This is a genomic window from Pseudarthrobacter sp. L1SW, assembly GCF_020809045.1.
In the GTDB taxonomy this organism is placed as follows: Bacteria; Actinomycetota; Actinomycetes; order Actinomycetales; family Micrococcaceae; genus Arthrobacter.
Map to the genome: position 1 here is coordinate 3,773,518 of NZ_CP078079.1, position 22,676 is coordinate 3,796,193.

22 protein-coding genes and 2 riboswitches are annotated in these 22,676 nt (G+C 66.1%); of the genes, 12 read left to right on the forward strand and 10 right to left on the reverse strand.

The window, feature by feature from the left end:
* Positions 1-13 precede the first annotated feature (13 nt).
* Genes KTR40_RS17520 through pabB form a run of 3 tightly spaced genes read left to right on the forward strand, consistent with a single transcriptional unit; the run spans position 14 to position 3,364 of the window.
* A complete protein-coding gene (locus KTR40_RS17520; protein ID WP_228404546.1) occupies positions 14-1,117 on the forward strand; it encodes a GTP-binding protein in 1,104 nt (367 codons plus the stop codon).
* The gene (gene ykgO, locus KTR40_RS17525) at positions 1,114-1,236 is read left to right on the forward strand and encodes a type B 50S ribosomal protein L36 (RefSeq protein WP_011693081.1); all 123 of its coding nucleotides are present in this window, start codon (positions 1,114-1,116) and stop codon (positions 1,234-1,236) included. Before KTR40_RS17520 ends, ykgO begins: the two co-directional genes overlap by 4 nt.
* A gap of 16 nt (positions 1,237-1,252) precedes the next feature.
* Positions 1,253-3,364 (forward strand): aminodeoxychorismate synthase component I, encoded by a 2,112-nt coding sequence (pabB, locus tag KTR40_RS17530; RefSeq protein ID WP_228404547.1) that lies wholly within the window; start codon positions 1,253-1,255, stop codon positions 3,362-3,364.
* Between the two features lie 28 nt (positions 3,365-3,392).
* Here the strand turns inward: pabB and cls are convergent, their stop codons facing one another.
* Positions 3,393-4,832, reverse strand: a complete 1,440-nt coding sequence (cls, locus tag KTR40_RS17535) for a cardiolipin synthase (protein WP_139030793.1) — start codon at positions 4,830-4,832, stop codon at positions 3,393-3,395.
* Positions 4,833-4,964: 132 nt separating this feature from the next.
* Here cls and KTR40_RS17540 point away from each other — a divergent pair, with 132 nt between their 5' ends.
* The gene (locus KTR40_RS17540; RefSeq protein ID WP_228404548.1) at positions 4,965-5,900 is read left to right on the forward strand and encodes an aminodeoxychorismate lyase; all 936 of its coding nucleotides are present in this window, start codon (positions 4,965-4,967) and stop codon (positions 5,898-5,900) included.
* 66 nt (positions 5,901-5,966) lie between these two features.
* Complete coding sequence (locus KTR40_RS17545) at positions 5,967-6,431, forward strand: pyridoxamine 5'-phosphate oxidase family protein (protein WP_139030759.1); 465 nt, start codon at positions 5,967-5,969, stop codon at positions 6,429-6,431.
* Between the two features lie 49 nt (positions 6,432-6,480).
* On the opposite strand, the gene KTR40_RS17550 is transcribed toward KTR40_RS17545, so the two are convergent.
* On the reverse strand, positions 6,481-7,191 hold the full coding sequence (locus KTR40_RS17550; RefSeq protein ID WP_228404549.1) for a TetR/AcrR family transcriptional regulator C-terminal domain-containing protein: 711 nt from the start codon (positions 7,189-7,191) through the stop codon (positions 6,481-6,483).
* Between the two features lie 229 nt (positions 7,192-7,420).
* Here KTR40_RS17550 and KTR40_RS17555 point away from each other — a divergent pair, with 229 nt between their 5' ends.
* Positions 7,421-7,678 (forward strand): hypothetical protein, encoded by a 258-nt coding sequence (locus KTR40_RS17555; protein WP_139030761.1) that lies wholly within the window; start codon positions 7,421-7,423, stop codon positions 7,676-7,678.
* Positions 7,679-7,824: 146 nt separating this feature from the next.
* On the opposite strand, the gene KTR40_RS17560 is transcribed toward KTR40_RS17555, so the two are convergent.
* A complete protein-coding gene (locus KTR40_RS17560) occupies positions 7,825-8,550 on the reverse strand; it encodes a Rid family hydrolase (RefSeq protein ID WP_228404550.1) in 726 nt (241 codons plus the stop codon).
* Positions 8,547-10,151, reverse strand: coding sequence for a flavin monoamine oxidase family protein (locus KTR40_RS17565; protein WP_228404551.1), 1,605 nt, complete (start codon positions 10,149-10,151; stop codon positions 8,547-8,549). The genes KTR40_RS17560 and KTR40_RS17565 overlap by 4 nt, the downstream gene beginning before the upstream one ends.
* Before the next feature lie 152 nt (positions 10,152-10,303).
* Here KTR40_RS17565 and KTR40_RS17570 point away from each other — a divergent pair, with 152 nt between their 5' ends.
* The 4 genes from KTR40_RS17570 (at position 10,304) to KTR40_RS17585 (ending at position 13,134) form a co-directional block, all read left to right on the forward strand.
* Positions 10,304-10,930, forward strand: coding sequence for a GNAT family N-acetyltransferase (locus tag KTR40_RS17570; RefSeq protein WP_228404552.1), 627 nt, complete (start codon positions 10,304-10,306; stop codon positions 10,928-10,930).
* Between the two features lie 181 nt (positions 10,931-11,111).
* A riboswitch (SAM riboswitch) is annotated at positions 11,112-11,226 on the forward strand.
* 13 nt (positions 11,227-11,239) lie between these two features.
* Positions 11,240-11,518 (forward strand): DUF1737 domain-containing protein, encoded by a 279-nt coding sequence (locus KTR40_RS17575; RefSeq protein ID WP_228404553.1) that lies wholly within the window; start codon positions 11,240-11,242, stop codon positions 11,516-11,518.
* A complete protein-coding gene (locus KTR40_RS17580; RefSeq protein WP_139030764.1) occupies positions 11,515-11,925 on the forward strand; it encodes a rhodanese-like domain-containing protein in 411 nt (136 codons plus the stop codon). Before KTR40_RS17575 ends, KTR40_RS17580 begins: the two co-directional genes overlap by 4 nt.
* Positions 11,926-13,134 carry an O-succinylhomoserine sulfhydrylase gene (locus tag KTR40_RS17585; protein WP_139030765.1) on the forward strand — a complete coding sequence of 403 codons (1,209 nt, stop codon included), beginning with the start codon at positions 11,926-11,928 and terminating at the stop codon, positions 13,132-13,134.
* An 81-nt stretch (positions 13,135-13,215) separates the two neighbouring features.
* On the opposite strand, the gene KTR40_RS17590 is transcribed toward KTR40_RS17585, so the two are convergent.
* Positions 13,216-13,518, reverse strand: a complete 303-nt coding sequence (locus KTR40_RS17590) for a DUF1905 domain-containing protein (RefSeq protein WP_228404554.1) — start codon at positions 13,516-13,518, stop codon at positions 13,216-13,218.
* Positions 13,519-13,701: 183 nt separating this feature from the next.
* Between KTR40_RS17590 and KTR40_RS17595 the strand changes: the two genes are divergently transcribed.
* Positions 13,702-15,546, forward strand: coding sequence for an HNH endonuclease signature motif containing protein (locus tag KTR40_RS17595; protein ID WP_228404555.1), 1,845 nt, complete (start codon positions 13,702-13,704; stop codon positions 15,544-15,546).
* 32 nt (positions 15,547-15,578) lie between these two features.
* On the opposite strand, the gene KTR40_RS17600 is transcribed toward KTR40_RS17595, so the two are convergent.
* Positions 15,579-16,808: a glutamate--cysteine ligase gene (locus tag KTR40_RS17600; RefSeq protein WP_139030794.1), complete on the reverse strand. Its 1,230-nt coding sequence runs from the start codon at positions 16,806-16,808 to the stop codon at positions 15,579-15,581.
* 67 nt (positions 16,809-16,875) lie between these two features.
* Entirely contained in the window at positions 16,876-18,399 is a 1,524-nt protein-coding gene (locus tag KTR40_RS17605; protein WP_139030795.1) for a UDP-N-acetylglucosamine 1-carboxyvinyltransferase, read from the reverse strand.
* A gap of 230 nt (positions 18,400-18,629) precedes the next feature.
* Here KTR40_RS17605 and KTR40_RS17610 point away from each other — a divergent pair, with 230 nt between their 5' ends.
* A complete protein-coding gene (locus KTR40_RS17610; protein WP_370633152.1) occupies positions 18,630-19,436 on the forward strand; it encodes a hypothetical protein in 807 nt (268 codons plus the stop codon).
* Between the two features lie 29 nt (positions 19,437-19,465).
* Here the strand turns inward: KTR40_RS17610 and KTR40_RS17615 are convergent, their stop codons facing one another.
* From KTR40_RS17615 to KTR40_RS17625, 3 genes are read right to left on the reverse strand one after another with little or no spacing between them, the layout of a single operon-like run.
* On the reverse strand, positions 19,466-20,266 hold the full coding sequence (locus KTR40_RS17615; RefSeq protein ID WP_228404557.1) for an energy-coupling factor transporter transmembrane protein EcfT: 801 nt from the start codon (positions 20,264-20,266) through the stop codon (positions 19,466-19,468).
* Between the two features lie 13 nt (positions 20,267-20,279).
* On the reverse strand, positions 20,280-21,836 hold the full coding sequence (locus KTR40_RS17620) for an ABC transporter ATP-binding protein (protein WP_228404558.1): 1,557 nt from the start codon (positions 21,834-21,836) through the stop codon (positions 20,280-20,282).
* Positions 21,836-22,459, reverse strand: coding sequence for an ECF transporter S component (locus tag KTR40_RS17625; protein ID WP_228404559.1), 624 nt, complete (start codon positions 22,457-22,459; stop codon positions 21,836-21,838). Before KTR40_RS17625 ends, KTR40_RS17620 begins: the two co-directional genes overlap by 1 nt.
* A 65-nt stretch (positions 22,460-22,524) precedes the next feature.
* Positions 22,525-22,665, reverse strand: a riboswitch (TPP riboswitch).
* Positions 22,666-22,676: the final 11 nt, after the last annotated feature.

Genomic DNA, 22,676 nt, shown 5'->3' on the forward strand with positions numbered 1-22,676 from the left:
TAAGTTTGACCGCATGAACCTCACCGTCATCAGTTCCCTCGATGCACTTTGTCGGCAGCAGGCGTGCGAAGACCTTGCGGCGGCCCATCCCGGCAGCCTGGTTGTCCTCCACGACCTCATGGAGGACGGACTCGTGGTCCGGCGGATATTCAGCGGCCAGATCCTCCTGGAACGCGAGGAGACAATGCTGGAACACGGCTGCCTGAGCTGCGCCGTCCGGCTGGACCTCGTCCCCAGCATCGACAGGTTGCTCGAAAACGCCAAGGGCACCATCATCATCGGCCTGCCTCCCGCCGTCCCCGCATCAGCCGCGGTTTCCGCACTGCGGCGAGGCCTCACCCGCGCGGCCACCGTGGATACCGTGGTCCTCGCGTGTTCGCCGGATGCCCTGGAGGACCACATCTGGGATTCCCACACCTTGTTTGAATCGGGCTTCACGCCCGCGCCGGAAGACGAGCGGACGCCAGGCGAGTTCCTGGTGGGCGAACTCGCCTTCGCGGACACCGTGTTGCTCACCGAACCGGACATCGTGCCGCCGGATCCGCTGGGCCGCGAGCGCGGGCTGCACCTGGTCCGTGAACTCGCTCCGCATGCTGAGGTAGCCCCCGACGCGGCAGCCGTCCGCCCTGGGCAGCACCGTTATGCAGACGCGGTGGCCAGGACAGCACCCGGAAACGCCCACGCGCCCGGCTCCCACGCCCGCAGTTCGGCGTCGCCGTTTGCCACAGTGTTCCACCGGATCGAGCGGCCGCTGCACCCCGGACGGTTCCGGGACGCACTGGCAACACTGGCGGCAGGATGCTGCGTCCTGCGCGGCCAGCTGTGGATAGCCTCAGCGCCGGCCTGCCGGATAGCAGTCCAGGGCATCGGCCCCCGCGTGTGGCTGGAGAACCTCGGTGCCTGGCCGGAAAACAACGTCCCGCCCAAGGCCGGAAAGCAGTCCGCCAACCATGATGCTTCCGCCGCCTCGGTCATCGCCGCGACAGGTGAGGACCTTGACGCTGCGGAATTCGAGCAACTGCTGCTGTCCTGCCAGCTCACCGACGAGGAACTGGTTGCCGGCGGAGAAGGGCTGCCACTCACACAACAGACTCAACCAACAAGGAGCACAGCATGAAGGTACGGAACTCACTCCGCGCACTGAAGAAGATCCCCGGCGCGCAGATTGTCCGGCGGCGCGGGAGGACGTTCGTCATCAACAAGAAGAACCCCCGAATGAAAGCCCGGCAGGGATGACGGTACGCTCTAATCCATGAGCCCAGCCCCCGTCATCATTGCCATCGACGGGCGCTCGGGCGCAGGGAAGACTACCCTCGCCGTTGAACTGGCGGCGCGGCTGCGCGCCCACCACAGGGTTTCGCTGTTCCACCTCGAGGACATCTACCCCGGCTGGAACGGCCTGATGGTGGGCATCGACCGCTACGTCGCCACGGTCCTGGAACCCCTGGCCCGTGGCGACGCCGCCACCTGGACCAGCTGGGACTGGGAGAAACATTACGACGGCGACTCGCGGGTAACGCTGCCGGCCGAGATTGTCATCGTGGAGGGAGTGGGAGCCGCCGCGGCCCCGGCCCGGCCCTTCCTCAGCGCCGTCATCTGGGCGGACTCCCCGGAGGAGATCCGCCGCACCCGTGCGCTGGACCGCGACGGCGGCAGCTATGAACCCTACTGGGACCAGTGGGCCGCGCAGGAGGAGGAATGGCTGCGCACGGACGACGTCCCGCAGCACGCCGACATCCGCGTGCTCAACCGCGCCGACGGAGCCGCCCCCGCGGACGTCCTGCAGCTCCTGCCGTATCTCCCCGCCCTCTCCCCGGCGCTGTCCCCCGAGCTCTCGGCCCGCCGCGGCCCCAGCCTCCGCGTTGAACGGCTGGAAGGCAGCCCGGAGCCGGCAGCGCTGTTCAGTTCCCTCTACGGCACCTCCGCCAACGCTGTATGGCTGGACTCATCGAACGCGGGTTCCGCGTGGCAGTCCCCGGAGGACCGGGCCGGCGACCAGCCCGGCAACCATGCCGCCTCCGAGGCAGCAGGGCGGAGCCGCTTCAGCATCATGGCGGACGACGCCGGCACGCATGGCCAGTCCATGACCCACCGTTCAGGACAAAGCGAGCTCAGGGCAGGCTGCGGAACCGCCACAGTGGAGGGCCCGTTCTTCCGCTGGCTGGACAGCGTCTGGGGCGACGCCGCAGTCGGCACCCCTGACGGCTACCCCGGCGAGTTCACCCTTGGCTGGCTGGGATGCCTGGGCTATGAGCTCAAACGGGAAACCGGCGGATCCGACCAGTCCGCACCCACCCCTGACGCTTCGCTCATCTTCGCCGGGCGGGCGGTTGTTCTGGACCATGCCGAAGGAACCACCTGGCTCCTGGCACTCGACGCCCCGGAGGCCGGGGAGTGGCTGGAGGACGCGCGGGCCGCCGTCGAATCAGCCTGCGGCCCCGCCGCGCAGCTGGCCCCGGCCGCCCAGGCCGGCGGCAGCAACGGCGTCGTACTTCCGCACCCGCCAGCCTTCCGAAGCCGCGATACCGGCAACCAGTACCGGGAGAAAATCGCTGCCGCCCAGCACGAAATCGCCGAGGGAAACACCTACGAAGTGTGCCTGACCACCACTCTTTCAGCCGAGGTTCCGGCAGCCGGACTGGACCCGTGGCCCACATACCTGGCACTGCGCGGCAAGAATCCTGCCCCGTTCGCCAGTTACCTGAAGTTTGGCGGACTCACGGTGGCCAGCACCTCGCCGGAGCGCTTCCTGAAGATAGCGTCCGACGGCGGCATGCGCGCCGAGCCCATCAAGGGCACCCGCCGCCGGGCTGCTGACCCCCAGGAGGACGCGCAGCTGCGCCGGGACCTCGCGGAATCCCTGAAGGACCGCGCCGAAAACATCATGATCGTGGACCTGCTGCGGAACGACCTCAGCCATTTCGCGGCACCCGGTTCCGTCACTGTCAGCAGGCTCTGCGCAATCGAGAGCTACGCCACCGTGCACCAGATGGTCAGCACCATCGATGCCCGGTTGCAGCGCGGGTCGTCGCGGGCCGAAGCCGTGGCCGCGTGCTTCCCGGCGGGATCAATGACCGGCGCGCCCAAGATCAGCACCATGGCCATCCTGGACCGGCTCGAAGGTGGCGGGCGGGGGCTTTACTCCGGCGCCATCGGCTACTTCTCGCTGAATGGCGCCACGGACCTCGCCGTCGCCATCCGGACCCTGGTGATCGACGCCGCCGGCGACGGAACCGCGGAACTGACGCTCGGCGTCGGGGGCGCCATCACAGCGGATTCGGACCCGGACGACGAGTACGAGGAAATCCGCACCAAGGCCTTCGGGGTCCTCTCCACCCTGCGCGCCCGGTTCCCCAACACCTAACCCCATAGGCCTATTGGACGGCGCCTTCTTACTGAACAGTGGCCGTCAGCCGGGCCACATTGTCCACGTAGCGTGCAGCCAGGGGCCGCTGCAGCCAGTCCGCCAGCCGCAGCTCGTGGGAGATGTCCCGGTAGGTGTCCTCCACGGCACGCATCTTGGTAACGATGTCCTCGCCCAGCAGCATCACGGACACCTCAAGGTTCAGGGAGAACGAGCGCATGTCCATGTTGCTGGAGCCCAGGACCGCAACTTCGTCGTCGATGGTGAAGTGCTTGGCGTGGAGCACGAACGGCGCCTTGTACAGGTAGATCCGGACGCCGGCTTCGAGCAGCGCCTCATAGTAGGAGCGCTGCGCGTGGTGTACCAGGAACTGGTCCCCCTTCTCGGAGACGAACAGCTCCACGTCCACGCCGCGCTGGGCGGCGGTGGTGATGGCGTAGAGCAGGGAATCATCCGGGACAAAGTACGGGCTGCAGATCGAGATCCGGTGCTGGGCGGAGTAGATGAGCGTGTTGAAGAGCCTCAGGTTGTTCTCGGTGATGAATCCCGGACCGCTTGGAACCACCTGTGCCGTCACGTTGCCGGGGTGCGGGTTGGACGGGAGCTGCAGCTGGTGTTCCAGGGACTCATCGGTTTCACTGAGCCAGTCGGTGGCGAAGACAACGTTCAGGGTGGTCACGATGGGCCCGCGCAGGCACGCCATGAGCTCCACCCATTCCCGGCCCGCCTTGCGGTGCCGGGGGTTGTTGTAGGAGGGCTCGATCAGGTTCTGCGAGCCGGTGAACGCGATTTCGCCGTCGATCACCATGATTTTGCGGTGGTTCCGCAGGTCCGGCCGGCGCCACTGGCCGTGGATGGGCAGGAGCGGAAGCATCCGCTTCCACTGGATCTTGCCTGCGCGGAGCCGCTTCAGCAGCTTCCGGTAGCCCTGGACCCGCAGGGTGCCGATGTGGTCGAACAGCACCCGGACCTGGACGCCGCGCTCGGCTGCTTCCTCCAGCGCCGTAAGGAGGTCGTCGGTGATGTGGTCCGTGCTCATGATGTAGAACTCGGCGTTGACGAACTTTTTCGCCTTGCGCACCGCCTCCGTCATCTGCAGGATCGAGTCCGGATAGCCGGGGATCAGGTCCACGGAGTTGCCGTCCACCATGGGCAGGGACCCCAGCCGGCGGTTCAGTTCCGCGGCGGACTTCACCCATTCAGGTCCGGGGTAGTCGCTTTCGACGTCGGCAAGCGAGGAGATCCCGGCCCGCACCCGCTCGTTGACCTGCTGCTGCTGGGCCCGGCGGCGGCTGGACAGCTTGAAGTTGCCGAACAGCAGGAACAGGAGGATACCCACGAACGGAACAAAGAAAATGCCCAGCAGCCACGCCATCGCCGTGGTGGGGCGCCTGTTTCCCGGGATGATTCCCACAGCCAGCACCCTGATCAGGAGATCGGCGACGCCCAGCAGCACCACCACCCACATCGGCGCAGTGCCGGCAAGCGAAAATGGCCACAACACGTAAATAAACCCCCGGAGGATGGGCTCCCGGCGGACCGTTTCCAGCCAGGGCACTCTGCCCAGCTTATCCGTGCGGCGCCGCACTAAGCTGGAGCCATGACCTCTCCAGCTTCCGTGGTTCTCGTTTTCCTCGATCCCGCTTTCCCGGACGGCCGGCTCGCCGATGCCTCCAAGCCCCAGCTCCTGGTGACGGACCAGGGCGCCACCCGGGGTGACGGAATCTTTGAAACCATGCTGGCTGTCGGGGGCAATGTGCGGAAGATCCAGGCCCACCTGGACCGCCTTGCGGGCTCCGCGAACGCCCTTGACCTGGTGATCCCCCTGGAGGATGAGTGGCGCAGGGCCATTGCGACTGCGCTGGAAGAGCACCGGTCCCAGCATCCGCCCGCCTCCGCCTCCGCCTCCGAGGACGAGCTCGTGGTCAAACTGGTGGTCACCCGCGGCGCGGAGGGAGCAGCCGCGCCCACCGCCTGGGTCCAGGTGTCCCCCACAGGGGCGTTGGCCCGCCACCAGCGCGAGACGGGAATCGACGTCATCCTCCTTGACCGGGGCTACGACAGCGACGCCGCCGAGCGGGCCCCCTGGCTGCTGCTCGGTGCGAAGACGCTGTCCTACGCGGTCAACATGGCCGCTTTGCGCCATGCCCACAAGCAGGGCGCGGACGACGTCATCTTCATCTCCTCCGACGGGAGGGTGCTGGAGGGTCCCACCTCCACAGTGCTGCTGGCACACGCAGGAACGTCCGACGACGGCACTCCCGTCAAGCGCCTCATCACGCCCCAGCTGGACAGCGGCATCCTGCCGGGCACTTCGCAGGGCGCGCTGTTCAGCGCGGCGAAGGCTGCGGGCTGGGAACTGGGCTACGGTCCGCTGGAGCCGCAGGACCTGCTGGATGCAGACGCGGTGTGGCTGATCTCCAGCGTCCGCTTGCTGGCCCCGGTCAACCGGATCGATGGCAAGGAAATCGGCACGCCGTCCGTCCAGAAAGAGCTGACCGCCGAACTGAACGAGCTGTTCGCGGGCATCCGATAGGCACGCCCGCGATTGTGGCCCTCACACGCTAGGTTCCGCAGGGGCACTGGCCGTAAGGTGTGGTTCATGGACTCGCAGACGCAGCCGAATGACAACCTGACCTTTGACGAATGCTGGGAACTCCTGGAAAACGATGCTGTAGGGCGCCTTGCGCTGGTGGTTGACGGCCACCCCGAGATCTTTCCGATCAACTACGTGGTGCACCGCCGCAGCATAGCGTTCCGCACAGCGGGCGTTACCAAGCTGTGGAGTGCCCTGTCCGAGCGGCCTGCAGCGCTGGAGATCGACGGCTACGACCCCCACACGGAAGAGGCTTGGAGCGTGGTGCTCCGCGGCGATACCACCGTCATCGAGGACCAGGCGGACAAGGACGCCGTGGACAGCCTGGGCCTGGAGCCGTGGCAGCCGGGAGAAAAGGCAAACTACATCCGCCTCTCGGCCCGCGCCCTCACCGGCCGCCGTTTCAAGGTCAACCGGCCGGACATCTGGGCAACCCGGCAACAGGACAGGCGGCGGGCTTCGTTCGAATAACACGTTCGGACGTGGCTGCCGGTCATTACAGCTGGCCTGCAGGCAACAACTAGCCGGCTGGTTCGGCGACCTGCACGGACAGCTGCGTTTCAAGGCCGGACAGCAGGATGCTCAGCCCCTGGTCGAGTTCCGTGGAACCGTCGTATTCCGCGAGCGCAGGGGCAAGCGCACGCAGCCTGGGAAACTCCTTGGCAGGCAGCCGGTGCAGCCCCAGCCGCAGCAGCACTTCGTTCTCCTCCGGATCCACCACGAATTCCTGCAGTTCGTTCAGGATGTGGCCATAAAGGAAGCCGTAGTAAGCACGGTAGACATGGAGGGCACCGGCGGGGTCGAAGCCTGCCCCAATGAGCAGGGCGAGTATCTGTTCCAGGGGACGCAGGGTGCCCAGCGGACGCAGTCCCAGGGGCGTCGAAAGCGGCCTGGTCACCAGCAGCGGCACGACATTGGGATGCTTGAGCGCCAGCTTCCGCAGGCTATGGGCAATCTGGCGCAGCTGGGCCTTCCAGTCCGGATCTTCCGGGTGGATGGACAGTTCATTGAGCACCAGCTCGGAGACGCCGTCCAGCAGCGCGGCCCGGTTCTCCGCGTAGCGGTAAAGGCTCATCGGGTCCCGGTCCAGCTCCTGGCCCAGGCGGCGCATGGTCAGTGCGTCCAGGCCTTCCGCGTCCACAACCTCCAGCGCCTTAGTGAGCACAAGCTCCCTGCTGAGGCGGGGTTTTTGGGCTGGCCCGGTGGTCGCACGCGTCTTCGGGGAGGCCATGATATCCGTCCTGGGTGTCAGCAAGCCCTGCACGTGGATCAATAATCCATTCGCTTGCCTGATGTGTAGTCTACGGGTAAAGTCTACATTGTAGATGCGGCATTGACACGCCCCGTAGTCCGCGGATTTTAACGGGCTTCATCAACACTCCATTGCCCTGTGCACGGCATTGAGGTTCGCTGCTGTAGCCGAACGGCGGCACCACCGCACTTAGCGAAGGGACGCCGTCGTGGCGCACTCCCAGTTTGACCTCTTTCTCCAGGAAGCCACCTATCTCGACCAGGCCGCGGAATCCACCTTGGACCGTGACCGTCTTTACGGCCTGTACACCAGCTGGTGCTTCATCAACCAGCAAAAGCCCGGCCCGGACGCCGCCTTCTGGGCCGCGATGAACCGCCGCCGGATCGCACCCGACCACAACGGGCTCCGCATGAAAGGCCCCGCTGCTGCGGACTACATCCTGGCCAGCTACCCCGGCCTCGTCTAAGAAACACACCAGGGTGCTCGGGTAAGAACGAATCCGGCGTGGACCACTGCCTGGCAGGCAGGCGGTCCACGCCGTTCCTTTTACCCTCCCGTTTATCCCCCGTCCTCTATCCGCTCGGGCGCCTATCCGCCAGCATGCCGCGTTGCCTACCTGCCGCCGGAGGCGGGATAGGCCGCGTCCACCTCTACTTCCACCAGCCAGCCGTTGACCGGCAGGTTCTCGATTTCAAGGGCGAAGCGCGAAGGCCTGGCGGAGTTAACGACAAACGGCTCGGCCGGCGCGGCGGAGCCCAGCGGTACCTTCTCGGCCGTCCCGTCCGCGAGGTTGGTATTCGCAAAGTACTGCCGGTACGCCCGGTTCCACCCGTCGAAGTCGGCCTTTTCAGTACCCGACGGGTTCTGGAGGAAGACGCGCATGGTGATGACGTCGTCGTAATCCAATCCTGCCTGGGCAAGGTTCTCGCCAATCCTGCGGAGGGCGTTGATGCCTTGTGCCTCCGTGATGGTGACGCCGGGCGGGAGGACGCCGCCCGGGAACACTGCCGTGTCCACATACCGCTGCTCAGTGCCGGCAGGTGCGGCGGTATTGAGCGCCGAGGGCCCCAGTCCGCTGGTTTTGTAGATGGCGGTGTTCGCGCCAATGGCCACCCCGCTGGCGATCATGGGGTTTTCCTGGCCGGCGGGAAGGTTTGACACTGTCGTCCCGGGCTTTGGAGCAGCAAGGTCCTGGAAGACCGCCGGCGCAGCGAAAGCGGCGGTGGCGGTGAGGCTGATGCCGGCCATTCCGGCGGCGATCAGGGAAACACGACGACGGATCATGGGCTTCTTTCGCGGGTCGGCTGGGGTGCTGGCAGGGACGGAAGCGGGCATCATCCGGCCACCATCGCTGCTGCCCGGCTGTGCAGGGCGGTGACAGCGGCGCGGGCGGAAGTCATGGCGCCGTGCTGCCAGGCGATTGCGTGGCTGAGGTGGTCCCCGGCGAAGTAGATGTTGCCACTAGGCTCCAGCAGCTTGGCGTACTTCGCATCAGTCTGCGACGGCCAGCCCACCCAGGCGCCTTCCGAGAATGCAGTGCTGCCCCAGTCGACAGAGAACGACGCCGCCACGTCCTTGCGGTATACGTCGCCATGGATTTTCACGCCCTGGTCGAGGGCGCGGCTGAGACGCTTCTCCGGGCTGAGTTCCTTGTAGACCCGTGCGCTGGCGCCGGTGTTGTAGTAGCCCACCATGGTGCCGCGCTGCCCGTGGAAGCCGGTGGAGGGGTACCACATGTTGCCAAGATCGATGTTGGTATTAGTGATGCCCCCGTAGATCCGGTGGTCTTCCTCCCACCACCGGCGGGAGTATTCGATGCCGATCTTGCCGGCGTCGCTGGGGGTGGCGAACTTTAGGGCATCGAGCACGTCTGTGGGGAGGTTGCCGGGGATCTTCGCGGCGATGTGCGGTGGCAGCGTGCACACGGCGAAGTCCGCCTCGATGCGCTTGGTTTCACCGCCGGGGTTGCTGTATTCAACGGCAGCGCCCGCGGCGGTGTTGTTCATGGACAGGACCTTCGCGCCGTAGACGAACTTGTCCTTGCCGATGGCTGCTTCGAAAGCGTATGGGATGCGGTCCATGCCGCCCACCGGCTGGAACATCATCATGGCCTGGTCCCAGCCGAACTCGAAGGAGAAGTAGTTGCCTACCCCGCTGGCGAAGACGTCTGACAAGGCGTCGGGAGCCAGGGGCGTACCGGCTTCCAGGCCCGCCCCCGGGGCCACCGAGTAGCCCTTGCGGCCGGTGCCGGTGTACTTGAAGCTTGCCGCCGCATCCCCCGGGACCTTACCGCCGATGGCGCCGAAGCTCTTGAGGAAGGAGATCAAGTTCTCTTTGTCCGCTGTGCTCATGTAGCTGTCCAAGGCGCCCTGGTCGGTGGCTTTGGCGAGCAGTTCGGAGACGTACCCGTAAACATCAGCTTTCGCGGCACGGTGGCGGATGGGCGTATTGGAGAGCTTGCTGGTGCCTTCACGGAAGAGGTATCCATCCGCGTTCTGGTTGGTGAAGGGCTCAATTGCCACTCCGAGTTCCTTGCAGTAGTCCAGCGTGATGTGGTGCTGGGGGATGCGGCCCGGGCCGGCATTCATGTACTGGTCCTTGGAAAATGCGGCCCGTTGGGTGACCCCCCGGAGGTCCGTCTCTTCCGTCCCGCCCCGCACCGTCCAGTTGCGTCCGCCCGGACGCATCCGTGCCTCGAGGATGGTGACTTTGTAGCCGGCCTTGCCCAGTTCGTAGGCCGTGGTCAGGCCCGCGATTCCGCCGCCGAGGATCACCACGCTCCGGCCCTTGCCTTGCAGGTCGTCAGCTCGCGGTGCTGCGAACGCAGGAGCCGCTGTGTCCGGAGCCAACCCCATGGCTGCCATGGTCTGGTACATCACCCCGGCTCCCCCCACCATGCCCACGTAACGGAGGAAGTTCCTGCGAGTAGCATCTGTCATGTCGTTCCCTTTCACCGGAGTGTTACAGGGTGAGCCTAGGGATGAAATGTTTCGTCAAATGCTGTGACAATGTCCGTCATGTAGCGTTCATATTTCAGTAAAGTAAAACGCTCCTTCGGCACCACAGCGCCCTCCTGAAAGGCATCTGGTTAGTGATCACCAGCACCGGCTACCTGCGCGAGGGCCTTCATATCCGACTGCTTGAGGACGGCGATGCCGCGGCCCTGGCGGCGGCATACCAGCGTAATCGCGGGCACTTGGCGCCATGGGAGCCGGAAAGGGATGACGCCTTCTTCACGCCGGAGCAGCAGGCCGAAATCATCCGCGCCAAGCGCGGACAGCACATGCTGGGGTCTGAGATCCCCTGGGTCCTGGTGAAGGAGGACGACGCCGGTGCGGGCAGGGCGGGTACCCGCAGCAGGAGTGGTCGCGTGGTTGGCACGGTCACCCTGACTGGAATCGTCCGCGGCCCCTTTCTCAGTGCGAACATAGGCTACTGGATTGATGGCGGCCTCACCGGACAAGGGATCGGCACGGCGGCCGTCCTGTTTGCAGCCAACTATGCGCGCACCGCGCTTGGCCTTCACCGTATCCAGGCAGCAACCCTGCTCCACAACACAGCATCGAGGCGAATCCTGCATCGGGCCGGGTTCCAGGAGATCGGAGTGGCGCCGGAGTACCTGAAAATAGCGGGGAAGTGGCAGGACCACCTGCTCCACCAACTGATCCTGCCACTCCCCCAGGTCCCGTCGGGCGGTACCGCTCGGCCTGGGTCCTGACCCAGGTGGGGATGATGCATGGAAACCCCGCTCGGGGCACCCACCGCGGGGCCGTCGTCGTACGTTGAAAGAAGGTGCCGGACGGCACCCTGGCGCTGCCGCGGCTCCCTGAGTACTTCAGTTACGCAACATGACGACGACGGCGGTGCGGCACCGGGCGGCAAGTGTTACGTTTTTGGGGAGTAATGAGTACCGGCGCCAAGCCCTGACTGGCCGGTCGGCAACCCTCCTTCCGCGGCGGGGTGCCTCAGGTGAACACTCGGCATATCGACCCATTCGAGCTGCAAGCGTGAGAGAAGGAGATTCGTCATGTCTGACGCACCTGCCCCCGAAGAAAAACTGGCCTACCGCCTTATCACCGGGCCGGATGACCGATCCTTCTGCGAGCGGATTTCAGCCGCCCTGGCCGAGGGCTACGTGCTCCACGGAAGCCCCGCAGTCACGTTCAACGGCACCGCACCCATCGTGGCGCAGGCTGTGATCCTGCCGGCAGCCGTTGCCTCCGCCGACGCCGCAGTGGCCACCGCCGTGGACGAGCTTGGGCTCAACGGCGAGGAACTCGAGTTCGCTGGCGAGGGCCACGCATGAGCTACGCCGGAGACCTGACCCCGCACGAGGCCTGGGAAAAGCTGGAGCAGGGCGCCATCCTGGTGGATGTGCGCACGGAGGGCGAATGGGCCCACATTGGGATTCCGGACACCAAAGCCACCGAGAACGATCCGCTGTTCATCCAGTGGACCTTCCCTGGCGGAATCCCCAACCCCGATTTCATCACCGACCTTAGCCAGCAGGCGCCCGAGGACAAGTCGACCGAACTGGTGTTCCTGTGCCGTTCCGGCCAGCGTTCCATCGCCGCCGCCATTGCTGCCACGCAGGCCGGTTTCACCTCCTACAACGTCCTGGAGGGCTTTGAAGGCGAGCCGGACCGCTATGGAGAACGTACCGTCAACGGCTGGAAGAACCGCGGCCTGCCAACCAACCTGGGAAAGAACTAAGTGACCTTCAACGAAGACGCCGCCGGCTGGAGCCCCGACACCCAGGCCGTCCGCGGCGGACTGGACCGCACCAACTTCCAGGAGACCAGCGAGGCCGTCTTCCTGAACTCCGGTTTTGTGTACGAATCCGCCGCCGCAGCCGAGCGTGCCTTCACAGGCGAGGACGAGCGCTTCGTCTACTCGCGCTACGGCAACCCCTCCGTGGCCACGTTCCAGGAGCGGCTCCGCCTCCTCGAAGGCACGGAGGCTTGCTTTGCGACGGCGTCCGGCATGTCCGCGGTGTTCACCGCCCTGGGTGCGCTGCTGGCAGCCGGCGACCGCGTGGTGGCGGCGCGTTCCCTGTTCGGCTCCTGCTTCGTGATCCTCAACGAGATCCTGCCGCGCTGGGGCGTGGAGACGGTCTTCGTGGACGGCCCGGACCTGGAGCAGTGGCGGTCCGCCCTGTCCGAGCCCACCACTGCCGTCTTCTTCGAGTCGCCGTCCAACCCGATGCAGGAGATCGTGGACATCGCGGCGGTCAGCGAGCTGGCGCACGCGGCAGGCGCGACCGTCGTCGTCGACAACGTTTTTGCCACTCCCCTGCTGCAGCGGTGCGGGCAGTTCGGCGCCGACGTAATTGTCTACTCAGGCACCAAGCACATCGACGGCCAGGGCCGGGTCCTCGGCGGTGCCATCCTGGGGACCAAGGAGTTCATCGACGGCCCGGTGAAGCAGCTGATGCGCCACACCGGACCGGCGTTATCCGCATTCAACGCCTGGGTCCTCACCAAGGGCCTGGAGACCATGGCGCTGCGCGTCAACCATTCCTCCGCCACTGCCCTGCGGCTTGCGGAATGGCTGGAGGAGCAGCCCGCCGTCAGTTGGGTGAAGTACCCGCTCCTGAAGTCGCACCCGCAGTACGAGCTGGCGGCGAAGCAGATGAGCGCCGGCGGCACGGTCCTCACCCTGGAACTTGCCCCCTCCGGCGGGCGCTCGGGCAAGGAGGCAGCGTTTGCGCTGCTGGACGGCCTGCGGATCATCGACATCTCCAACAACCTCGGCGACGCGAAGTCTCTCATCACGCACCCGGCCACCACCACGCACCGGGCGATGGGACCTGAGGGGCGGGCTGCCATTGGCCTGAGCGACGGCGTGGTGCGGCTTTCGGTGGGGCTTGAGGACGTGGACGACCTCATCGGCGACCTGGAGCAGGCGCTGAAGCAGATCTAGGGTTCCGCTACGGCACCGGCACCTCTCCGCTGGGTAGTCCTTCCAGCCAGCGCCGGAGATCAGTTCCCCGTGATCGCGGCGTCAGGGGTGCGGTATGGATAGGTGAACGGCCACTTCGTCGCCGTCGCTAATCATGGCCTTGTCCCTGATGGCCTTCTTAACGGGCAGGAGGTACGTGCCCGTCTTGGTGTCCGCGAAGAGCGAGGTCTGCCACGCGTGGCCGGAAATCACCGCCGTCACTTTGACTGAGCCGAAGGCTTTGCTGTGGTCGGCGTTTTGCGCGCGGATATCGTCCGCAACCTCCGCCGGCAGGGTCAGGAAGTGCCAGCCGGCTTCCCCGGGGTAGAGCCACAGCTCCGCTTTGAAGGAATACGACGCCGTCACGCGCCGAGTATGGCACGGCGCCTTCCCGGGGCGCTACAGCTTGCCGCACCTGCTGCCGACCATTTATCTCGAAAGGCGAGGGCGTCGCCTCCTCGAATGGATGGCACAAAAAAGTTCAAAAGTATTTTCAGGAAGGCCGTAGAAGAGCCCAATAATGTCGGACCCCCTCACGATGATGGAGGTATGGATTCGAACCCGGTGGTGGTGCAGGCGGAGGAAGCGCTTGATGCTTCGGTCGCGGCGTTTATGGCTGCGCTGGGTGGAAGTTCTGGCGTTTCGGGTGGCTGTGGTGCTGGCGGGCATGATGATGATCCGCTGCAGCGGATTGCTGATGCGGCCCTGGAAGTCCTTGGTGGCGTGGCGCGGTCGGAAGCGAAGTTGGCGGCGATGAAGGCGCTGGCCGCTGCAGTCCTTGCCGGGGCCATGAAGGCATTGAACCCTCCGCCGGTCTCCCCGCACGAGGCCACGGCGCAGGACCGGAGCCTGGTGGCCGAAGTCGGGTGCGCACTGGCCATCGGGGACCGGGCAGCCGGAGCGCTGTTGGCCGAAGCCCATGCCTTGACCACGTCCCTGCCCCGGACCCTCGCCGCCCTGCAGGCCGGGACCATCTCCTGGGCCCATGCCCGGACCATGGTGGACCAGGCTGTAAGCCTCGCCCCTGCCGCGGCAGCGGCCCTGGAAGCGCACTTCCTGGACCCGGACGCCCCGGAAGCGGTCCGCGGGTGCCCGGTCGGGGAGATGCCGGCCTACCGGTTCAAGGCCCGGGCCCGGGCCTGGCGGGAACGGCACCACCCCGAAAGCCTGGAGAAACGGCACGCCAGGTCCGCCGCGGACCGGCGGATCGAGTACTGGCCGGACAACGATGCGATGGCCTGGGTGGCCGCCTACCTGCCCGCGGACCAGGCATCCGCGATCTGGAACCGGCTCACCGCCATCTCCCGGGGAAGGCAGGGACCGGACGAGGCCCGCACCCTGACCCAGCTCCGGGCGGACACCTTCGCCGAAGCACTTCTCACCAGCGGCACCACCAGCGGGAACAGCAGGAACAGTTCCGGTGCTGCCGGGACAAGCGGGCCAACCGGTGCCGGGCACGGCGACGGGCACGAGGCGGGCGGTTCCGGGGGCGGGGAGCCAAACAGTGCCGGGCACGACGACGGCAGTTCCGGCAGTGCCGGGCACAACGGCGGGCACGGCGACGGGCACGACGCGGGCGGTTCCGGCGGCGGGGAGGCGGCAGGTCCGGGCCCGTCGACTTCGATTCGGCCGCAGGTGCTGGTCACCGTGCCCGTGTTCTCCCTGATGGGCCTCACCGACGAGCCCGCAGTGCTGGACGGGCACGGCCCCATCCCGGCCTCGATGGCACGGAACCTCGTCGCCGGCGGGGCGGACTCGTTCCACCGGGTACTGGTTGACCCGCGGGACGGGGCACCACTGGAAATCGGCCGCACCAGCTACCGGGTAACCAAGGCGATGCGGACCTGGCTCAGCCTCCGGGACGGAAAATGCCCCTTCCCCGGCTGCAGCAACAGCTCCCTGGACAACGAAGCCGACCACCTCCTCGCCTGGCACCAAGGCGGCACCACCGGAATCAGCAACTTGGGCCAGCCCTGCCCAAAACACCACAAGCTCCGCCACACCAGCGGCTGGAAACCCACCCCCGCCACCACAACAGAACCACCCGGCTGGACCTCACCCACCGGCCGCCACTACACAAGCGAACACCAAGACTGGGAAGCACCCCACTGGCCGGAACGGAATGCGGAACTACGGAGTGCATCTTCAGCGGCTGAGCCGACGACTCAGGACTTGTGCGTGCCCGTCCATGAGTTGCCTGCGCAGTTCGACATGCCTGAAAACATTGAGATACCTGCGTGCTTTGCACTGCCGGAAGAGTTTGACCAAGTGAAGGACCTGGACCTGCCGGATTTCGATGTGCCCGAGGACCCTGGCCCTTCCGAAGGTGAACTGCCGGAGGACCCGTTTCCGGACTGGCATCTCTGGCTTAACGAATTCGCCTCGGTCCCCTAGCCCTTCGCCTCTCTGCCTTAAACTGCTCGCCGCTAGGACTGCCTGACGCGCAGCAGTTCCGGAGCGTCGTCCACCTTTGAAAGGTCCAGTGTGCCCCGCATGGTCACGTCCACCGCGTGCTTCACCACTGCATCGAAACCGAGGTTCTCAGCTTGCGATGCGGACAGAGCCTTATCCCGGACGCGCCGCTGTTCGGCAGCTCCTGTTCCGCGGGCAATGATGTCCTCCACGCCCTGCCGGGCCAGGGCAAGTTCGCCTTGCTCCTGCAGTACCGGGGCGAGATAGTCCACCAGGGAGCGCACCACATCAGCGGCCCTGGCCGGACGGAAAGTGCCAAAGTCCAGCAGTTCCCCGTTGAGTCCCGCGCTGCTCGCCTGCCAGGAGGCCATGCGCAAAAGCACCGTGGGCACGGGGGCCGGATCGACGCCGTCCTGCCACTCCCGGCTCGCAGTCTCCACCAGGGCTCGGACCAGGACAGCAATGAGTGCGGCGTCCTCAGCGCGGAGGCAGACATCGGCAACTCGGACTTCCACCGTGGGATGGTTCCGCGAGAGCCGGGCATCAAAGTACAACATTCCCTCATCCAGCATGACCCCGCTGTCCAGAAGCCGCGTGACCACGCGGCGGTAGGCAGAGTAAGTCCCGTAAATCCCCGTGGGTCCGGCCGTCGGCCAACGGTTCCAGGCCTGGGTCCGGTAACTCTCAAAACCCGTTTGGATACCGTTCCAGAACGGTGAATTGGCACTCAGGGCGGTAAGGACGGCGAGCTTGTCACGGATGCGGTCCAGCACCGCCACGCCCTCCTCATGCGACTCAATGAAAGTGTGCACGTGGAAGCCGCAGGTCAACTGCTCCTGGGCAGTCAGGCCAAAGCGCTCCAGCATCCTCGCGTAGCGGGGGTCCGGAGTGGTGTGGCTGGCCAGGCCCAGCGGCGAGGTGGCAAGGGCGGCCACCCGGGCGTGGTTTTTCCTGGCAGCCTTGTCCGCCAGTGCCCGCCCGGCGCGGATCTGCTCCAGGAGCTCACCGTACTCCAGGCAGGGGCGCGTCTGCGTCTCGATTTGTTCCAGCTTGAGCTCGGCACTCAGGCCCATTTCGTCGTCGTCGTAAACGGTTTTGTCTTCCGTCTCCAGAACGCGGGGGTCATCCGGCGCGTCGTCGGCGGCCATACGGCGGCCGGACAACAGCGCATCCGCGAGTGCCAGCGGCTCCCCGCTCTCCGGATCAACGATCAGGAGCTCTTCCTCGACGCCGAAAGTTCGCATACCCACATTCTCCGACAACAGGGGCTGTATGGAGGGTCAACAGCACTTCATGACGAACCGTGAATGGTCAGTCCTGGAAGTATTCCACTTTCGCCCCAATGGTGTTGAGCCGTTCCGCAAGGTCTTCGTAGCCACGCTCAATGACGTAGATGTTCCGGAGTTCGGACACTCCCCGCGCGGCAAGCATCGCCAGCAGCAGACACGCAGCCGGGCGGAGCGCGGGCGGACAGCCAACCTCGGCCGCACGCCACCTGGTGGGGCCATTGACGTAGATCCGGTGGGGGTCCAGGAGCTGTACCTGGGCGCCCAGCCGGTTCAGCTCGGTCAGGTAGATCGCGCGGTTTTCGTACACCCAGTCGTGGATCATGGTCTGGCCATGGGCATTCGCTGCGATGACCGCGAAGAAGGGCAGGTTATCGATGTTGAGCCCGGGGAACGGCATTGGATGGATCTTGTCCTCCGGAGCACGCAACTCGGAAGGCTTGGTGGTGACGTCCACCAGCCGGGTCCGGCCGTTGCGGGCCATGTATTCGCTGGAAATCTCCAGCTGCTGGCCCATCTGCTCCAGGGTTGCCAGCTCGATTTCCATGAACTCGATGGGCACGCGCCGGATGGTCACCTCCGAGTTGGTGACAATGCCCGCGGTAATCAGGCTCATGGCCTCGATAGGGTCCTCCGACGGGAAGTATTCAATCTCGGCATCGATGGACTGGCGCCCGGTGATCTTCAGCGTGGTGGTCCCCACCCCTTCGATGACCACCCCCAACATCTGCAGGTAGAAGCAGAGGTCCTGCACCATGTAGTTGGGGCTGGCATTCCGAATGACAGTGGTGCCCTCGCGGTGGGCCGCGGCCATGATGGCGTTCTCGGTGACGGTATCGCCGCGCTCAGTCAGGACGAAGGAGCGGTCCCGGGTGTCTGCGGGCGGGGCCTGCACTGTGTAGAAGCCCGCCGTCGCTTCCACCGAGAGGCCGAACTGGCGCAGCGCCTGCATGTGCGGCTCCACCGTCCGGGTACCAAGGTCACAGCCACCGGCATACGGAAGCTTGTACTTGGTGGACTCATCCAGCAGGGGTCCCAGCAACATGATGACGCTCCGGGTGCGCCGTGCGGCATCCACGTCCATCCCGGCCAAATCCAGAACCGCCGGGCGGCGGAGCTGCAGGTCGGTGTCGTTGAGCCAGGTGCACTCCACACCGATGCTGGTCAGGACCTCGACGATCCGATTCACTTCTTCGATGCGCGCGAGGCGGCGGAGAATGGTGGTTCCCCGGTTGATGAGGCTGGCGCACAACAAAGCCACTCCGGCGTTCTTGCTGCTGTTGACGTCTACGGAACCAGAAAGGGTCCGTCCGCCTTCAACGCGCAGGTGGGTCATCTGCGGCCTGCCCACATTCACGATGCTCCTGTCGAAGATCGCTTCAAGGCGTTGGATCATTTTCAGGCTCAGGTTCTGCTTGCCCTGTTCCATGCGGGCCACGGCGCTCTGGCTCGTTCCCAGCTCGGCAGCCAACTGTCCTTGGGTCCAGCCCTTCTCACTCCGGGCATCCCTGAGCATGGCGGCAACGTGTTCGGCAGTTTCCTGAGTCATACCCAATTTTATATCATAAATGAGTTATCAAGCCATAGAACTGGCATGACAACGCGGCAGGGTCTGGATCTTTACCCGCGACATGCGATCACGACGTCCGCGCGCTTCTTGACCACACCTCCGAAGGGCGCGAGACTGGTAGCACCTGTTCGTCCAGCGGCAACGGAGGCAGCATGCGCCGGACACCAGCCAAGCCGATGCCAGGCAGCCGGGCATTCCCTGTCCGGAGCATGCGAACCGTGTCAGGAATAACGGGCCTGTTCCTCGCGGCCTTGCTCCTCATCTGCGGCTCCCCTGCCTACGCGGCGCCCTCCCCCGGAGAAGGAGTGCAATCACTCCTGGGGAACGACATCTCCTGGCCCCAATGCAACACGGCCTTCCCCACGGGACAGGCCTTTGCCATTGTGGGCGTCAACAACGGCCTGGCCAACACCACCAATCCCTGTCTGGCCGAGCAACTTCGCTGGGCAGAAGACTCTGCGGGCCACCCTGGCCGGCCCACCGTGTCCCTGTACGTCAACACTGCCAATCCCGGCGCTGCGGGTTCCTGGTGGCCGGAGGAGGACGAGTACCCGGCCGGCCGGGAAGTGCACAACCCGTATGGTCCCTGCGAGGACGGGGACTTCGGCAAGGCGTGCGCCTACATGTACGGCTTTGCCAAGGCGTACGACGACGCCCACCACCGCGGGGTCAGCAACCCGGGCTCCTACTTCTGGTGGCTGGACGTGGAGACCGAAAACAGCTGGTCCGGCACCGACAAGGAAGCCAACCGGGCTGTCCTTGAAGGCATGACGGATTTCTTCCACAGCATCGGAGCGCAGGTGGGGATCTACTCGACGGGCCGGCAGTGGGACCAGATTGTTGGACCTGTCAGCAGTTCGAGCAACCTTTACGTCCTCCCGAGCTGGCTGGCGGGATCCCGGAGTGCCTCAGGAGCAGCCCTGGCCTGCGCGGATGCGCCCCTCACCGGCGGCGGTACGGTGGCCCTGACCCAGTTCGTATCGAGGGGATTCGACTACAACCATTCCTGCCCGTAGGCACGGAGGCCCGCAGGCCAGGCCGGCTCTCAGCTCCCCAGCCACACCATGTTCCAGGTGCCCAGGGATACGGCGGCAAAAACCGCTGTTCCCGCCACCACCACGCCGCCGGCAAGTACCCATGCATCCAAGGAACTGTAGGTTGATTCGCGGGCCCATGTCCGGCGGCCGCCGCCGAAACCGCGGGCTTCCATGGTCACCGCGAGCCTCGAGGCCCGGCGGATCGCCTGGACCAGCAGCCCAAAGCTCTGCCCCAGCGTCGCCTTCACCCGCTGCAGGGCATTGCCGCGGGAACCCACCCCGCGGGCACGGCGGGCCATCCCGATGGTCTGCCACTCTTCGGCCATCAGGCCCACCAGCCGCATGGCGGCGAGGGTTCCCAGCACGAACCGGTGCGGGAGTCGGGCCTTCTGCGCCAGCGCATCCGCGAGGTCTGTAGGGTCGGTGCAGCTCATCAGCAGCACGGCCGGCAGGGCGATCGCCAGGCCGCGCAGCATAAAGCCCACACCCAATTCCAGCGAGCCTTCGCTCATGGTCCAGATGCCGACGTCGATCAGCGTCCTTCCGCTGTCCGGCGCCAGGATGGAGGTGCTCCAGCCCCCCACGGCGGCCGCGAGGATCAGCGGCCAGCCGCGCTGCCACAGCAGCGCGGGCGTCAGGCCGGCCAGCGGAAACAGCAGGAACTCAAAGGCCAGCGCCACCGATGCGGACACCCAGTCGATGGAGAGCGCAAGCACGGCAGTAATGAGGAAGACGGCGGTGAACTTGCTGAGGGGATTGGCCCGGGCCAGCAGCGCGTTGTTGCCGCGCAGGTTCAGCTCCTGCCTCATGGCGCCTCCCGCCTCATGGTGCCACCGGTTCCGGTGCGGCCATCCGCAGTTCCGTTCCACCCAGGGCGGCCGTGAATTCGGCATCGTGCGTCACGGAGACCACGGCGGTGCCGGCATCCAGCAGTTCGGACAGGAACGATGCCAGCTCCGCCCACGTGTTGGCGTCCTGGCCGAAGGTCGGCTCGTCCAGTACCAGCACCTGGGGATGCGCCGCCAGGACCGTTGCTACGGACAACCGCCGCTTCTCCCCGCCCGAAAGCGTGTAGGGGTTGGCATCCACAAGGTGGGTGAGCCGCAGCCGCTCCAGCAGTTCATCCACCCGCTCCTCCCCGTGGCCCAAGTGCCGGGGACCGAACAGCAGCTCGTCCAGCACCTTCCCGGTGACGAACTGGTGCTCGGGTTCCTGGAACACGGTGCCGATCCGCTCGATGAGCTGCTCGGCCTTCCACTTCCAGGGATCAATTCCGGCACCGCGGCTCAGGTCCACCGTGGCCGACACCCTTCCGGCCACGGACTCCAGGAGTCCGGCAATGGTCAGGGCAAACGTGGACTTCCCGGCCCCGTTCGGCCCTGTGACCGCCAAGGCCTGCCCGGCCCGGACCTGCGAGGTGATGCCTGCCTGCACCGGCACCGGGGGTACCTTCCGGAAGCCGCTGCGGCGCACCCGTTCACGGGACACCGCCAACTCCTCGGCAGCGAGCAGGAGGGCGCCCGTCCCGGGGGCTGGATCAGCCGCACGCAGCCGGGTCTCCGGAACATAGCCGGGCACCCACACCCCGGCAGCAATCAGCATGCTCCGGGCTTCCCTGAGCACCTGGTCCGGCGGGCCATCCAGCAGCACGGCGTCATTCGAATCGGTGCCTGGCTGCAGCACCACGATCCGGTCCACCAGGTCCTTCCACACGGACACGCGGTGTTCCACCACCACCAGCGTGGCGCCGGTTTTGTCCAGGCACCGCGCCACGGCGTCGCGGACCTCCAGCACGCCGGCAGGGTCCAGGTTGGCGGTGGGCTCGTCCAGCAGGATCAGGCCGGGACGCATGGCAAGGATGCCCGCCAGCGCCAGCCGCTGTTTCTGCCCGCCGGAGAGCACCGACGTGGGGTGGTCCAGCGGAAGGTGTGAAAGTCCGACGTCGTCCAGCGCCTCGTGCACGCGGGTCCAGATGGCGTCGCGGGGCACGGCGAGGTTCTCGGCGCCGAAGGCGGCGTCGTCGCCCACACGGGACAGGACCACCTGTGTTTCGGGGTCCTGCTGCATCAGGCCGGCCCGCCCCCGCTGCTCGCGGGGGGCGGCCCCGTCAACCAGCAGCGAACCCGACTCGTCGGAATCTCCTGCCGCGCCGCCGTCGTCGTTCACATCCCCCAGCACCCCCGCCAAAGCATGCAGGAGGGTGGACTTGCCGGCCCCGGAAGGCCCCAGGAGCAGCACGCGCTCCCCGGGGCGGATGTCCAGGTCCAGGGCATGGACTGCCGGCTTGGCGCGCCCGGCATGCCGCCAGCCCCAGCCCCTGGCTGTGACGGCGGCGGGACGCACTGCAGTGGAGGCGCCCTGGCGGGAAGGTGCGGACATCAGGAGAAGACGGGCTCCGTAGCTGCCTTCCGCGACGCGAAGGAGCTCAGGACCCCGGTCCTGGCCAGGCCGCGGGTGGCGATCCAGGACAGGGCGCCGGCGATGATGGCTCCGGAGATGGCGGTGAAGACGATGTACGCCAGCTTATCCCCGCCGGAGTAGGCGATGTTCCAGCCCCACGGAGCGAAGGAGTCGTTCAGGCCGCAAAAGAGGCCTGCGGCGGCACCGGCCAGCAGTGCCACAGGCAGGTTGAACTTCCGGTAGACGAAGATCGCGAAAATGATTTCCGCGCCCAGCCCCTGCACGAAGCCGGAGAACAGCACCGAAGCACCGTACTGGGACCCCATGAGCAGCTCGCCGGTGGCCGCAACCGTCTCACAGAACAGAGCAGCGCCCGGCTTGCGGATGATGAGCATGCCCAGAACTGCCGGAATCATCCAGCCGCCGGCAATCAGCCCCGTCAGGGGCGGGTAGACGGCGTTCATGGGCCCTGATACTGCGGCCGCGCCCTGGGACCAGGCCCAGAAAATGACGCCGCCGGCGATGGCGATCAGGGCCGCCACCACGATGTCCACGACGCGCCAGGACTTGCTGGTGGTCTTCTTGACTGCTGTTGTTGCCATGTAATCCTCCTGGGAAACAGGAGGGGAAAGTGGACACGCCTGCCGGCACTGCTGCCGCTGCGCGCACTTCGAGAAGCTCGACTCCCTTACGCCGGTACTAACCGGATCAGGTTCGAGGGTCTGCGGCTGTCCGCACTCTCAGCGCCCACCTGCGGATCCTGGCATGGCCAGTGATGCCCGACGGCGGCGCTCCCCTGTCGTTTGAATGTTGCTTTTG